We start from the raw sequence: 13,305 nt of genomic DNA, 5'->3' as shown, positions 1-13,305 counted from the left end.
CTCCAACGGGTGAACCACGCCGACGGCTAGGCTGGGGCCCGTCACCGCAGGCACAACCCACATGAGGAGCATGGCGTGGCGCTCATCGAGCAGGTAGGCGCTCGCGAGATTCTGGACTCGCGAGGCAACCCGACGGTCGAAGTGGAGGTGGCTCTCGACGACGGCACGCTGGCGCGGGCCGCGGTCCCCTCGGGTGCGTCCACCGGCGAACACGAAGCCGTCGAGCTGCGTGACGGCGACACCGGCCGGTACAACGGCAAGGGTGTCGAGCGCGCGGTCGCGGCCGTCCTTGACGAGATCGGCCCGGACCTGGTCGGCACCGACGCCGTCGACCAGCGCATCGTCGACCAGAAGCTGGTCGACCTCGACGGCACGCCGGACAAGGGCCGTCTCGGCGCGAACGCCATCCTCGGCGTTTCGCTCGCGGTCGCGAAGGCGGCCGCCGATTCCGCCGAATTGGAGCTGTTCCGCTACCTCGGCGGGCCGAACGCGCACGTGCTGCCGGTGCCGATGCTGAACATCCTCAACGGTGGCGCGCACGCCGACACCGAGGTGGACATCCAGGAATTCATGATCGCGCCGATCGGCGCCGAGTCGTTCCGCGAGGCCCTGCGCTGGGGCACCGAGGTCTACCACTCGCTGAAGTCTGTGCTGAAGGGCCGCGGCCTGGCCACCGGACTTGGCGACGAAGGCGGCTTCGCACCGAGTCTGAAGAACAACCGCGAAGCGCTCGACCTGATCCTTCAGGCCATCGAGAAGGCCGGGTACGCCCCGGGCCGCGACGTCGCACTCGCGCTCGACGTCGCCGCGACGGAGTTCTTCTCCGACGGCGCGTACACGTTCGAAGGCGCGAAGAAGAGCGCCGAGCAGATGTCGGCCTACTACGCCGAACTGCTGCGCGACTATCCGCTCGTGTCCATCGAGGACCCGCTGAGCGAGGACGACTGGGACGGCTGGGTCCAGCTGACCGCCGAGGTCGGCGAGAAGGTCCAGATCGTCGGCGACGACCTGTTCGTCACCAACCCGGACCGTCTCGAAGAGGGCATCACCCGTCGCGCCGCCAACGCGCTGCTGGTGAAGGTCAACCAGATCGGCACGCTGTCGGAGACCCTCGACGCGATCTCGCTGGCCACCTCGTACGGCTACAAGTCGATGATGAGCCACCGGTCCGGCGAGACCGAGGACACCTTCATCGCCGACCTCGCCGTCGCGACCGGTGTCGGCCAGATCAAGACCGGCGCCCCGGCGCGCGGTGAGCGGATCGCCAAGTACAACCAGCTGCTGCGGATCGAGGAGACCCTCGCCGACGCGGCGCGCTACGCCGGCGACCTGGCTTTTCCTCGGTTCAGCCCGGAGGCGTAACCGGCTATGGCGGACCGGGGGAGGGCGCGGACCCGTCGTAACGGGCGCGCGGAAGGCGGTGGCTCCGGCAGGGGCCGCCGACCGGAGCGCGCCCGCCGTACGACGACTACGGAGGTCCGCGCCCGAACCCGGCTGCGCCGCAGCCTGGCGGCGAAACGGGCATCGGGTGCCGCGAAGGTACTCGGCATGTCCACCACCCGCCGGGCCGCGGTGGTGGCGATCGTGGTGTGCGCGCTCGCGTTCACCATCGCCGTCCCGCTGCGCACGTACCTCAGCCAGAAGTCCGAGGTGACCGAGCAGCAGCAACTGCAGTCCGAACTGCAGCGGACCGTCGCCAACCTGGAAGGCCGCAAGGCCGAGCTGAGCGACCCCGCGCAGATCGAGGCGGAGGCCCGTAAACGCTTCGGTTTCGTGAAGCCCGGCGAGACGCCGTACATCGTGCAGCTCCCCGAGGACAAGGCGCCCGAGCAGGGGCAGCCGCAAGGCCAGCAGCCGGTGCCCGCGGGCTCCTGGTACGAGAAGCTGTGGGATCAGGTCGCGGGGGATTGAGTTCCCCGCCCCGGTTAGCCTTATGGGCGTGAACAGCACGGAAAAGTCCTCTTATGAGCCTGTGACCGACGCCGACCGCGAGATCATCGCGGAGCAGCTCGGCCGGGTACCCCGTGCGCTGCGCGCCGTCGCCGCGCGCTGCCCGAGCGGCCACCCGTCGGTCGTGCAGACCAGCCCCCGCCTCGACGACGGCACTCCCTTCCCCACGCTTTACTACTTGACCTGCCCGAAGCTGACCTCGATGGTCGGCACGCTCGAGGCGTCCGGGCTGATGAAGGAGATGACCGACCGGCTCGCGGAGGACCCCGAGCTGGCGGCCGCCTACCAGCGGACCCACGAGAGCTATCTCGCCGAACGCGACGCCATCGATTCGCTCGGCCACGAGGTCAGCGCGGGCGGGATGCCAGGACGCGTCAAGTGCCTGCACGTCCACCTGGCGCATTCGCTCGCCGTCGGTCCCGGCGTGAACCCGTTCGGGGACGAAACCCTCGCGCTGCTCAAGGCGAACGGGTGGCCGTCGGGTGATTGCCAGGGGTAACGCCTGCCCTCGCTGTACAGATAGTTCCTCCAGGTGGGTTAATTCACCCGTTGTCGGCCAACTGGTCCTCCCCGATGGGGTGAAACCGGTCACCACATGCGGCAGGCTGGGCACCGGTTGTGGGTTGTCGGGGTGGGCAAATAACGGATCGCCGAGTCGTGATCCGTCGGGAGGGTTCTGAGGTATGCGCGTGAGGCACGTGCCAGGCGCGGTGACCGGTCATGTCCGGAGACTCTGTCTCCGGCACCGCACGATCGCCGCGGTGACCGGAGGCGTCCTCGCCATCGTCCCGGCCGGTGCCGCGGTCGTCGGGGCAGGCAGCTGGGCCGCGACGGCGAGCACGATCCATTCCGGCGACGTCGCCCTCGTCGGCGGCTATGACCCGAAGAACCCGCTCGTCCATCAGATCGGTGTCGACGGCAGCCTGCCGAACGCGCCGACCCCGCTCCCGCTCCCCGCGGACGAACTCCCCAACGGACCGCTCGGCATCCCGGTCACCGCGCTCGCCGCGTACCGCAACGCCGCCGACATCCTCATCGCCGAACAGCCCGGCTGTCATATCGACTGGGCTTTGATCGCGAGTATCGGCCGGATCGAGTCCAACCACGCACGCGGCGGTTTCGTCGACGCCAAGGGCAACACCCTCGAACCCATTCTGGGCCCGCAGCTCAACGGCGCCGGTCCGTTCGCGGCCATCCCGGACACCGACGGCGGCAAGTTCGACGGTGACACGGTCTGGGACCGCGCCGTCGGCCCGACGCAGTTCATCCCGTCGACGTGGAAGGGCTACGCCGCCGACGGCAACGGCGACGGCGAGTCCAACCCGAACAACATCTTCGACGCGGCGCTGGGCACCGGGCGGTACCTGTGCTCCGGCGGGCTCGATCTGTCCAAACCGGATCAGCTGCGCACGGCCGTGTTCCGCTACAACAACTCCGACACCTACGTGAACACCGTGCTGATCTGGGCCGAGGCCTACCGCACGGGTGTGCTGCCGACGCCGGACAGCAAGGTGCCCATCGGCGCCCCGAACGCCGCGGCCGCGCCGCCGCCCACTTCGGTTCCGCCGCCCCCGGTGCCGTCGACGCCGCCCGGTTCGGTGACGCCGCCGCCCTCGTCGATCACCTTGCCGGGGACGAAGTCGTCTTCGTCGTCGAAGCCGCCGACAAGCACGAAGCTGCCGCCGTGCTCGCCGGTCACCGTGACGGAGACGGCTCCGCCTTCGACCACGAGCCCGACGACCACGACCCCAACTCCGGCACCGCCGACGACCTGTACCTCGCCGGCGACGACCACCACGACAACGACGGTGACGTCACCGAGCAGCAAAGCCGCCGACCCCACTTGATCGGCATTGTCTAAGCTCGGGCCATGCCTCGTGTTGCCGCGATCGACTGTGGGACCAACTCCATCCGCCTGCTCGTCGCCGAGCTGACCCCCCGCCACGACGGGACGGTCGACCTGCGTGACCTGCACCGCGAGATGCGGATCGTCCGCCTCGGCCAGGGTGTGGACGCCACCGGCAAGTTGGCTCCCGAGGCGCTCGAGCGCACCCGTAAGGCGCTGGCGGACTACACGATCGCCGCGCGCCGCAAGGGCGTGGAGAAGGTCCGCATGGTCGCGACGTCGGCGACTCGCGACGCGAGCAACCGCGACGAGTTCTTCGCGATGACCCGCGAGGTGCTCGGCGTCGAGGCCGAAGTCATCAGCGGCGACGAGGAGGCCCGGCTGTCCTTCACCGGCGCTGTCGGCGAGCAGGATCCCGACGACGGCCCGTTCGTGGTGGTCGACGTCGGCGGCGGTTCGACCGAACTCGTGGTCGGCACCTGGGACGGCCGCCAGGCCGAGGTCATCGCGGCCAAGTCGGTCGACATCGGCTGCGTCCGGATCACCGAACGCGCGCTGAAGTCCGACCCGCCGACCGCGGCCGAGATCGCCGAAGCCCGGGAGCTGGCCGCCAAGGTGCTCACCGAGGCCTTCGATGTTGTGGACGTCTCGACCGCGAAAACGTGGATCGGCGTCGCGGGGACGGTCACGACGCTGACCGCCGTGGCGCAGGGGTTGCCCGAGTATGACTCCGAGCGCACCCACCTTTCGAAGCTCTCCCGCGCCGACATCGATCGCGTCGCGCAGTCGTTGCTGACCGCCGATCACGCGACCCGCGCCGCGAACCCGGTGATCCACCCCGGCCGGGTCGACGTCATCGGCGGCGGCTCGGTGATCGTGCAGGTACTGGCCGAGCAGTTCGCCACGCGCAGTGGTCCCGGCGAATTGGTGATCTCCGAGCACGACATCCTCGACGGGATCGCGCTGTCGCTGGCCTGAACGCCGGGTTTTCTCTTACATGAAGCCATTTCTTTAGGTGATCAAGTGGTAACCTCCAGTCCGGATTGGGCCATTCGGCGGAACCCGGTTCCTACCAACGTTGTGCTCTAACCGGGTGGTCCGGCACACCGTCACACATTTGCAACACCAACGCACTGTGATCGGGTTCACCTGTCCCATAGCGTCGTCTCACCTTCTGGGCGGTAGGGCGCGACCAGCGCCCGCCGGACTATCCGACGACGAGAGTTGGAGGGGACATGCGGGCTTCACGCGGGTTCTGGGGAGCGACGGCGGTGGTGGCCACGGCGGCCCTGCTGCTGACGGCCTGTGGAGGTGGTGGGTCCAGTCAGGACAAGGGATCCGGTGCCGCCGACGCCAACGCGGCGGTCTCGGTCTACGGCACCGAGCCGGAGAACTCGCTGATTCCCGCCAACACCAACGAACTCGGTGGGTCCAAAGCCCTCAAGCCGGTCTTCTCGGCGCTGGTCGGCTACAAATCCGACACCGCCGAGCCGTACAACCTGATGGCCGAATCGATCACCACGACCGATTCGAAGGTCTTCGACATCAAGATCAAAAAGGGCTGGAAGTTCCACGACGGGACCGAGGTCAAGGCCAAGAACTTCGTCGACGCGTGGAACTACAGCGCGAACGGCAAGTACGGCATGCAGAACGCGTCCTTCTTCGAGCAGATCCAGGGCTACGACGAGATCAGCGCCAAGGAGCCCGCGGTCAAGGAGATGTCCGGGCTCAAGGTCGTGAACGACTACGAGTTCCAGGTCACCCTCAAGGGCCCGTTCTCCGTGTTCGCCACCAAGATCGGTTACCTCGCCTTCGCGCCACTGCCGGACAAGTTCTTCGCCGATCCGGAGGCGTTCGCCAAGGCCCCGATCGGAAACGGACCGCTGAAGTTCGTTTCGCGCACGCCGAACCAAAACATGAAGCTCACGCGGTACGACGAGTACCAGGGCGAGGACAAGGTCAAGTTCAAGGACCTGGAAGTCCGCATCTACACCAGCCAGGAAACCGCGTACCAGGACCTGCTGAGCAACCGCCTCGACTTCATGGAGGCGCTCCCGCCGGCGGCGAAGGCCGGTGGGAAGTACAAGACCGACCTCGGTGAGCGTCTGGTCGAAGGAAACCTGCTCGGCATCAGCGCGCTCGCGATCCCGTACTACGTCCCGGGCTACAACAACCTGGACCTGCGCAAGGCGATCTCACTCGCCATCGACCGCGAGCAGATCGTCAAGACCGTCATGAACGACACCTACTCGCCCGCAGACGGCTATGTCTCACGCGGTATCGAGGGCTACCGGCCCGGTGTCTGCGAGTTCTGCAAGTTCGACCCGGTGAAGGCCAAGGAGTTCTGGGCGAAGTCCGGCTACACCGGCAAGCTGACCATCGCCTCGAACGCGGACGGCGGCCGTAAAGAACCGCTGGTCGCGGCGTGCAACAGCATCAAGAACGCGCTCGGCGTCGAATGCGACTTCGTCCCGGCGACCGACTTCGGCCAGTGGCGCAGCATCGTCAACGGCAGGCAGCTGACCGGCATGGGCCGTTCCGACTGGTCGGCCGACTACCCGTCGATCGAGAACTACCTGAACCCGCGCTACAAGAGCACCGGTTCGTCGAACGACTCGACGTACAACAACCCGGCCGTCGACGCGCTGCTGAAGCAGGCGGACCAGACCGCCGACAAGGCGGCCGCGATCAAGCTGTACCAGCAGGCGGAGGACCTGATCGCGAAGGATCTGCCGCAGATCCCCGTGTGGGAGGAGAAGGGCGTCGGCGGCAAGTCGAACCGGCTCAAGGTCGCCAAGCTCGACTTCGGCCGTCTCGCGGACTACTCGTCCATCGAGGTCGCCGCGAAGTAACCGCGTGGTCGTGCGGGCCGGGAGCGGCGGATCACCGCTCCCGGCCCGCCGGAACCCCGGCTCCCACCACGCGATCCCCAGGACGGCACGCCCATGTCCCAGTACATCCTCCGACGACTGCTTCAGCTCATCCCGGTCTTCTTCGGCACCACTTTCCTCATCTACGCCCTCGTGTGGGCGGTGCCCGGTGACCCGTTCGCCGGCAAATGCGGTCAGGTCGCCTGCCCGCCCGCCTACATCGAGATGATGACCGCGAAGTTCAACCTCGACGATTCGATCTTCGTCCAGTACTTCAAATACCTCGGGAACCTGTTCACCGGCGACTGGGGTGAGACCTTCAACGGTGTCTCGGTCGGCGAGCTGATCGGGAACGCCTATCCGGTGACCGTCCGGCTCGCGCTCATCGCGGTGGCCATCGAGGCGATCATCGGGCTGTCCGCCGGTATCCTGACCGGCCTGCGCGGCAAGGGTTACCTCGACAACCTCGTGCTGATGTCCACCACGTTCCTGATCTCGATCCCGGTGTTCGTCACCGCGATCGTGCTGCAGATCATCCTGGGTTCGGAACTGGGCATCATCGACGCGAGCGTGTCCGAGGACGCCACGATCGGCGAACTGATCGTGCCAGGAATCGCGCTGGGCAGCCTGTCCATGGCCTACATCGCCCGGCTGACCAGAGCGAGCATCGCGGAGAACCGGCACGCCGACTACGTCCGCACAGCCGTCGCGAAGGGGCAGCCACGCAGCCGGGTCGTCGGCGTTCACCTGCTCCGGAACTCGGTGATCCCGGTGCTGACCTTCATCGGCACCGACATCGGCGCGCTCATGGGCGGGGCCATCGTCACCGAAGGCGTGTTCAACATCAACGGCATCGGCGGGCTCATCTTCCGCGGTATCCAGAACCGGGAGGGCGCCACCGTCACCGGCGTCGTCGTCCTGCTGGTGATCGTCTACCTGCTGGTGAGTCTCATCGTCGACCTGCTCTACGCCGTTCTCGACCCGAGGATCCGTTATGACTGACCCGAACGTGGCCGGCGGCGTGTCCTCTGTGGACATCGCGGCCGCCGGTGTCGCCGATGATTCCGCGCTGGCGCACAAGCCACGCAGTCTCGGCGGCGACGCCTGGCGGATGCTGCGCCGCAGGCCGTCCTTCATCATCTCCGCCGCGATCATCACGCTCGTCGTGCTCATCGCGATCGCCCCCGATCTGTTCAGTTCCCGTCCGGCCGGGTTCAGCGATCTGACCCACGCCAACGAAGGACCGTCCGCGGACGCCTGGTTCGGCTACGACAACCAGGGCTACGACGTCTACGCGCGGACTATCCACGGTGCGCGGGCGTCGTTGCTGGTCGGCGTCTTCGCGACGGTGCTGACGATCCTGATCGGTTCGATCGTCGGGATCGTCGCCGGGTACTACGGCCGTCTCGTCGACAGCCTGTTCTCGCGGATCGGCGACATCTTCGCGGCGCTTCCGTTCGTGCTCGGCGCGATCGTCATCCTCACGACGTTCAACGCTCCCGGTACGAATCCGGGCGCGGTCACCATCATCGTGCAGGTGGTGTTCTCGATCGCGGCGCTGAGCTGGCCGGTGGCGATGCGCATCATGCGGTCGGCGACGCTGGTGGCCAAGCAACTCGACTACGTCAAGGCCGCGCGCGGGCTCGGTGCGAGTACGCCGCGTATCGTGTTCCGGCACCTGCTGCCCAATACGGTCGCGCCGGTGCTGGTCTACGGGACCATCGCGCTCGGCGCGTTCATCGGCGCGGAGGCGACGCTGGCCTATCTCGGTGTCGGCGTGCGGCCGCCGGTCGTTTCGTGGGGCGTGATGATCAGCGACGCACGGGACTACTTCCGGGTGAATCCGCACATGCTGTTGTTCCCCGCCGGGTTCGTCACCGTCACCGTGCTCGCGTTCGTCATGCTCGGTGACGGGATCCGCGACGCGCTCGACCCGAAGGCCCGGTGATCGGCTGTGTCCGACGAATTGCTGCTAGAGGTGGAAGACCTCCACGTCGAATTTCGCACGTCCGACGGTGTCGCGACCGTGCTCAACGGCGTCGACTACACCGTGCACGCCGGGGAAACCCTTGCCGTGCTGGGAGAATCCGGCTCCGGCAAGAGCGTGACCGCGCAGACGGTGATGGGGATCCTCGACAGCCCGCCCGCCGTCGTCACCGGCGGGGCCGTCCGGTACCGCGGCGAGGATCTGCTCACCGCCACCGAAGAGCGGCGGCGTGAGGTCCGGGGCGGGGAGATCGCGATGATCTTCCAAGACGCGCTTTCCGCGCTGAACCCGGTCTTCACCGTGGGGTTCCAGATCGAGGAACAACTGCGGGTCCGGCTCGGAATGTCCAAAAAGGACGCGCGCAAGCGGGCGATCGAACTCCTCGACACCGTCCGCATCCCGGCCGCCGCCCGGCGGATCCGCGAGTACCCGCACCAGTTCTCCGGCGGGATGCGGCAGCGCGCGATGATCGCGATGTCGCTCGCGCTCGACCCCGATCTGCTGATCGCGGACGAGCCGACGACCGCGCTGGACGTCACCGTGCAGGCCCAGATCATGGACCTGCTGGCGGAGATCCAGGCCGAACGGCGGATGGGGCTGATCCTGATCACGCACGACCTGGCGGTGGTCGCCGAGGTCGCCGACCGGATCGCGGTGATGTACGCGGGCCGGATCGTCGAACAGGCCGACGTCGCCGAGTTGTTCCGTTCGCCGGGGCATCCCTATACCGAGGCGCTGATGGCCTCGCTGCCGCGGCTCGACCTCAAAGGACAGACGCTGGAGACCATCAAAGGACTGCCGCCGAGCCTGCTGAACGTCCCGCCAGGCTGCCCGTTCCATCCGCGCTGCCCGCGGGCGGAGAGCCGGTGCGAGTCCGAGCGGCCCGCCCTGCACAGCCTCGGTTTCGGCCGGGTCAGCGCGTGCCACTTCGCCGACGAGGTGGTGAGCGGTCGTGCCTGAACCCATTCTGCGGGTCGAGAACCTGGTGAAGTACTTCCCGGTGCGAGCCGGGGTGCTCCTCAAACGCACGATCGGCCACGTGAAGGCGGTCGACGGGGTCTCCTTCGATCTCATGCCAGGGGAAACCCTTGGCGTGGTGGGGGAATCCGGCTGCGGTAAGTCCACTTTGGCCCAGGTGCTGATGCGGCTGGAGGAACCGACGGGTGGCCTCGCGACCTTCGAAGGTCGCGACATCTTCGCGTTGCGGGGAGCCGAACTCAGGAAGTTGCGGCGCGAGATCCAGATCGTGCTTCAGGATCCGTACACCTCGCTGAACCCGAGGATGACGGTCGGCGACATCATCGGTGAGCCCTTCGAGATCCACACCGAGGTGGCACCGAAGGGATCTCGGGCGGCGAAAGTGCGGGAGTTGCTCGACGTCGTCGGGCTGAACCCCGAGCACATCAACCGCTATCCGCACCAGTTCTCCGGCGGACAGCGCCAGCGCATCGGGATCGCGCGGGCGCTGGCGCTGCGGCCGAAGGTCATCATCTGCGACGAGCCGGTCTCCGCGCTGGACGTTTCGATCCAGGCGCAGGTGATGAACCTGCTCGGTGAACTGCAGAAGGAATTCGGCCTTTCCTATGTGTTCATCGCACACGACCTGTCCGTTGTCCGTCACCTTTCCACGCGGGTCGCGGTGATGTATCTCGGCAAGATCGTGGAAATGGGGACGGAAGAGGAGATCTACGAACATCCGTCGCATCCCTACACCCAGGCCCTGCTGTCCGCGGTTCCCGTCGCGGACCCGGCTCTGCGCGGGCAACGACAGGTGATTCGCTTGGAAGGGGACGTGCCGAGTCCGCTGGATCCGCCGTCGGGATGTCGATTCCGCACGCGATGCTGGAAGGCGCAGGACCTTTGCGCGGATCAGGAACCCGAATTGATCACGCGGACCGGTGGGCATTTGTCCGCCTGCCATTTCGCGGAGGAAAAAACCGTCGTTCCCTGACGGCGTAGTTTTCACGAATCGTTTTTTCAGGAGGCAGGAAATGAAAAGATCCAGATCTCTTGTCGTCGCGCTCGCGGTACCGTTGTTCGGTGCGATCGTCACGGCTCCGGTGGCGTCCGCGCAGCCACAGCTTTCCGGTGCGGCGACCGAATTCTCCGTTCTGGCCCGTGAAGGGCAAGGTGTCGCTTCGGCGGAGCGGGCGATCCGCGCCGCCGGGGGCACCGTCGTGACGAGTAACGCCGCCGTCGGCTTGATCACCGCGACCGCGCCTGCCAACGGTTTCGCCGAACGGGTCTCCGCGGACCGCTCGGTTTTCGGTGCGGCCAAAGCGAAGCCGATCGGCACCGCGCCGAAGAACGGCAAGGCGAAGCCCAAGCCGAACGTCGTCGAGAAGGAGAGCCGCGGCGCCGCGTCGGCCAAGAAGCCGACCAAGGCGAAGACCGTCGGCATGGACCCGCTCGACGATCAGCTCTGGGGTCTCCAGTCCGTCCGTTCCGACCTGTCGCGCACCAAGCAGCCGGGCGACAAACGGGTGAAGGTCGGCATCATCGACACCGGTGTCGACGCGAGCCACCCCGACATCGCGCCGAACTTCGACCTCGCCGCGTCGCGGAACTTCACGAAGGACATCGTCTCGGACGTGAACGGCGCCGTCGTCGACGGGCCGTGTGAATACCGCGGCTGCAAGGACCCGGCCGACCACGACGACAACGGGCACGGCACGCACGTCGCCGGCACCATCGGCGCCGCCGCGAACGGCTTCGGTGTCTCGGGCGTCGCGCCGAACGTGACGCTGGTGAACATCCGCGCCGGACAGGACTCGGGCTTCTTCTTCCTGCAGTCCACTGTGGACGCGATCACCTACGCCGGCGACGCCGGTGTGGACGTCGTCAACATGAGCTTCTACACGGACCCTTGGCTCTACAACTGCGCGTCCAACCCGGCCGACTCGGCCGCGGAGCAGGCTGAGCAGCGCACCATCATCGAGGCGACGACCCGCGCGCTGAACTACGCGCACCGCAAGGGCGTCACCCAGGTGGTTTCGCTGGGCAACCAGCACAGCGACCTCGCGACCCCGCAGCCGGACGCGTCGAGCCCCGGCTACCCGTCGAACAGCACGCACCCGCGGCAGATCGACAACGCGAGCTGCCTCTCGCTGCCCATCGAAGGCCCGCACACGATCGGCGTCTCTTCCTTCGGGCCTTCGCAGGCGAAGGCGGATTACTCGAACTACGGCGTCGAGCAGATCTCGGTCTCCGCACCCGGTGGTTACTTCCGTGACTACTTCGGCACCCCGTGGCACCGCACCGTCGAGAACCAGATCCTCTCGACGTACCCGCGCAACGTCGGCGTCGCGGAAGGCAACATCGACGCGGCCGGGAACATCACCCCCGACGGTGTCACCGCCGGTATCCAAAAGGCGACCGCCGCCGACGGCCGCGTCGGCTACTACCAGTGGCTACAGGGGACGTCGATGGCATCGCCGCACGCGGCCGGTGTCGCCGCGCTCATCGTTTCGCAGTACGGCAAGGGTTCGCGCGACTTCGGGATGAACCCGGACGCGGTACAGCGGGTGCTCGAGGGCACGGCTTCGGACATCGCCTGCCCGGTGCCGCGGACCGTCGACTACCTGAAGGAAGGCCGGGACGCTTCGTTCACCGCCACCTGCACAGGTGACGCTTCGTTCAACGGCTTCTACGGCCACGGTGCGGTTGACGCCTGGTCGGCCGTCACCCGAGGCTCCCAATACCTACGAGGCTGATCCCTCGGGGGTGGCCGGACGTGTTATGAACGGACCTTTCATAACAGATTTTGTTATGAAAGGTCCGTTCATAACAGCCGGGAGTGCTCAAGCGGCGCGGTTTTGGCGGACGACCACCACGTTCGGTCGCGGTCGGCAGGATGCCGCGCGGAAGGCTGAGCGGAGCTCCGCGACGACCGCTTCAGGCTCAGCTCGCAGACGCGAAGGGAGCGTCTGCACAACGACGATTCCGGCTGCGGCGTAGCGATTGTTCCTGTCCAGGGTTTTCGCGAAATCAGCCTTCTTGAAATGGAAATCGAAGGAGTCGACCTCCCAGGCCAGTCCTACCTCGTCGCACCACTCGTCCGGCATGGCGATGTAGTTTCCTCGCAGATCGTAGATCTTGACGTTGTGTTCGGCGGGAGGGAGTCCGGCCCGCTTCCAGACCGACGTGGCGATCGCCTCGGGTACGGACTTGATGTTGGAGCTGATCTCTTTCAGGACCGCCCGAGGCAGCGCTGTCCCTCGTTTGCTGCCCGAGTCGAGTTCGCCCATCAGCTCGGGTGTCGTGCAGTGCCCGGACTCGACGGCCTCGATCAGTAGCGCGCGAACAGGATCAAGTTCCCTGATGCGGCGTACACCGTCGAGGACTGCGCGGGCCGTTGCCGCAACAGGAATACCGTCGATGACACGTGTAGTCGGCATGTGGATGGTTCGCTCGACCAGCGCGAACTTCGCGCTGTTGACACGATGCTTCTCTGGTATCAGGAGGTGAACCGATCGATCCGGCGGCACGTTCTGGAGGCCGTAGCGTCGCGCTGCTTCGAAACCTGTGAGTACGCCGAAGCCGTTCGCGTGCATGAGCGCGGCCTCGATACGTTGTCGCGCCGATGGTCGATCTTTGGACAGCAAGACGATGCCTGGTAGTAGATGTGTCCATCTGCCGCCAGGCAGACATCT

Annotated in this window: 12 protein-coding genes; 11 read left to right on the top strand and 1 reads right to left on the bottom strand. The window is 66.8% G+C overall.

Annotated features, from left to right (window positions below):
- Positions 1–75: 75 nt before the first annotated feature.
- From eno to ACLARN_RS07650, 11 genes are all read left to right on the top strand, one after another.
- Positions 76–1,362, top strand: a complete 1,287-nt coding sequence (eno, locus tag ACLARN_RS07700; protein WP_076159383.1) for a phosphopyruvate hydratase — start codon at positions 76–78, stop codon at positions 1,360–1,362.
- Between the two features lie 186 nt (positions 1,363–1,548).
- A complete protein-coding gene (locus ACLARN_RS07695) occupies positions 1,549–1,911 on the top strand; it encodes an FtsB family cell division protein (protein ID WP_409490593.1) in 363 nt (120 codons plus the stop codon).
- 22 nt (positions 1,912–1,933) lie between these two features.
- Positions 1,934–2,449, top strand: coding sequence for a DUF501 domain-containing protein (locus ACLARN_RS07690; RefSeq protein WP_409490592.1), 516 nt, complete (start codon positions 1,934–1,936; stop codon positions 2,447–2,449).
- 184 nt (positions 2,450–2,633) lie between these two features.
- Positions 2,634–3,797 carry a lytic transglycosylase domain-containing protein gene (locus tag ACLARN_RS07685; protein ID WP_409490591.1) on the top strand — a complete coding sequence of 388 codons (1,164 nt, stop codon included), beginning with the start codon at positions 2,634–2,636 and terminating at the stop codon, positions 3,795–3,797.
- A 23-nt stretch (positions 3,798–3,820) separates the two neighbouring features.
- Positions 3,821–4,774, top strand: a complete 954-nt coding sequence (locus ACLARN_RS07680; protein WP_409490590.1) for an exopolyphosphatase — start codon at positions 3,821–3,823, stop codon at positions 4,772–4,774.
- Positions 4,775–5,031: 257 nt separating this feature from the next.
- The gene (locus ACLARN_RS07675) at positions 5,032–6,648 is read left to right on the top strand and encodes an ABC transporter substrate-binding protein (RefSeq protein ID WP_409490589.1); all 1,617 of its coding nucleotides are present in this window, start codon (positions 5,032–5,034) and stop codon (positions 6,646–6,648) included.
- A gap of 93 nt (positions 6,649–6,741) precedes the next feature.
- Entirely contained in the window at positions 6,742–7,668 is a 927-nt protein-coding gene (locus tag ACLARN_RS07670) for an ABC transporter permease (RefSeq protein WP_409490588.1), read from the top strand.
- Positions 7,661–8,614, top strand: coding sequence for an ABC transporter permease (locus tag ACLARN_RS07665; protein WP_409490587.1), 954 nt, complete (start codon positions 7,661–7,663; stop codon positions 8,612–8,614). The genes ACLARN_RS07670 and ACLARN_RS07665 overlap by 8 nt, the downstream gene beginning before the upstream one ends.
- A 6-nt stretch (positions 8,615–8,620) precedes the next feature.
- Positions 8,621–9,613: an ABC transporter ATP-binding protein gene (locus ACLARN_RS07660; protein ID WP_409490586.1), complete on the top strand. Its 993-nt coding sequence runs from the start codon at positions 8,621–8,623 to the stop codon at positions 9,611–9,613.
- Positions 9,606–10,604 carry an ABC transporter ATP-binding protein gene (locus tag ACLARN_RS07655; protein WP_409490585.1) on the top strand — a complete coding sequence of 333 codons (999 nt, stop codon included), beginning with the start codon at positions 9,606–9,608 and terminating at the stop codon, positions 10,602–10,604. The genes ACLARN_RS07660 and ACLARN_RS07655 overlap by 8 nt, the downstream gene beginning before the upstream one ends.
- 40 nt (positions 10,605–10,644) lie before the next feature.
- Entirely contained in the window at positions 10,645–12,366 is a 1,722-nt protein-coding gene (locus ACLARN_RS07650; RefSeq protein ID WP_409490584.1) for a S8 family serine peptidase, read from the top strand.
- Positions 12,367–12,453: 87 nt separating this feature from the next.
- On the opposite strand, the gene ACLARN_RS07645 is transcribed toward ACLARN_RS07650, so the two are convergent.
- On the bottom strand, positions 12,454–13,257 hold the full coding sequence (locus ACLARN_RS07645) for a hypothetical protein (protein WP_409490583.1): 804 nt from the start codon (positions 13,255–13,257) through the stop codon (positions 12,454–12,456).
- Positions 13,258–13,305 lie beyond the last annotated feature (48 nt).

It is taken from the genome of Amycolatopsis sp. cmx-11-12, from assembly GCF_046269425.1.
GTDB lineage: Bacteria > Actinomycetota > Actinomycetes > Mycobacteriales > Pseudonocardiaceae > Amycolatopsis.
This window is presented reverse-complemented; position numbering and strand designations above follow the sequence as displayed.

Bases quoted from the DNA above. Each gene is read 5' to 3' on its own strand.
- ACLARN_RS07695 (WP_409490593.1), top strand. From the start codon at position 1,549: ATGTCCACCACCCGCCGGGCCGCGGTGGTGGCGATCGTGGTGTGCGCG.
- ACLARN_RS07690 (WP_409490592.1), top strand. From the start codon at position 1,934: ATGGGCGTGAACAGCACGGAAAAGTCCTCTTATGAGCCTGTGACCGAC.
- ACLARN_RS07685 (WP_409490591.1), top strand. From the start codon at position 2,634: ATGCGCGTGAGGCACGTGCCAGGCGCGGTGACCGGTCATGTCCGGAGA.
- ACLARN_RS07680 (WP_409490590.1), top strand. From the start codon at position 3,821: ATGCCTCGTGTTGCCGCGATCGACTGTGGGACCAACTCCATCCGCCTG.
- ACLARN_RS07675 (WP_409490589.1), top strand. From the start codon at position 5,032: ATGCGGGCTTCACGCGGGTTCTGGGGAGCGACGGCGGTGGTGGCCACG.
- ACLARN_RS07670 (WP_409490588.1), top strand. From the start codon at position 6,742: ATGTCCCAGTACATCCTCCGACGACTGCTTCAGCTCATCCCGGTCTTC.
- ACLARN_RS07665 (WP_409490587.1), top strand. From the start codon at position 7,661: ATGACTGACCCGAACGTGGCCGGCGGCGTGTCCTCTGTGGACATCGCG.
- ACLARN_RS07650 (WP_409490584.1), top strand. From the start codon at position 10,645: ATGAAAAGATCCAGATCTCTTGTCGTCGCGCTCGCGGTACCGTTGTTC.